Source organism: Cobetia sp. SIMBA_158, assembly GCF_046566945.1.
Taxonomy (GTDB): Bacteria; Pseudomonadota; Gammaproteobacteria; order Pseudomonadales; family Halomonadaceae; genus Cobetia; species Cobetia amphilecti.
This window is the reverse complement of record NZ_JAWJYL010000332.1, coordinates 1-274: the sequence shown is the minus strand read 5'-3', so window position 1 is coordinate 274 and position 274 is coordinate 1. Positions and strand designations below refer to the sequence as shown.

Here is a 274-nt window from a genome sequence, read left to right as displayed (position 1 = left end):
AATCTCAGGAGCGTGAAATGACTGAAATGGCTAAAGGAAGCGTGACGCATCAGCGGTTAATCGCTTTATTATCACAAGAAGGTGCTAACTTCCGCGTCGTTACCCATGAAGCGGTAGGTAAATGTGAAGCGGTGTCAGAAATTCGTGGCACCGCTTTAGGCCAGGGAGCTAAGGCACTGGTATGTAAAGTCAAAGGCAATGGCGTAAATCAACATGTTCTGGCGATCCTCGCAGCCGATCAACAGGCCGATCTGAGCCAACTCGCCAGCCATAT

The 274-nt window shown here is 49.6% G+C and carries 1 pseudogene; it reads left to right on the top strand.

Annotation, left to right across the window (positions count from 1 at the left end):
* Positions 1 to 17: 17 nt before the first annotated feature.
* Positions 18 to 274: pseudogene (yeaK, locus tag R2R70_RS20165) on the top strand (mischarged aminoacyl-tRNA deacylase); the annotation flags it as partial.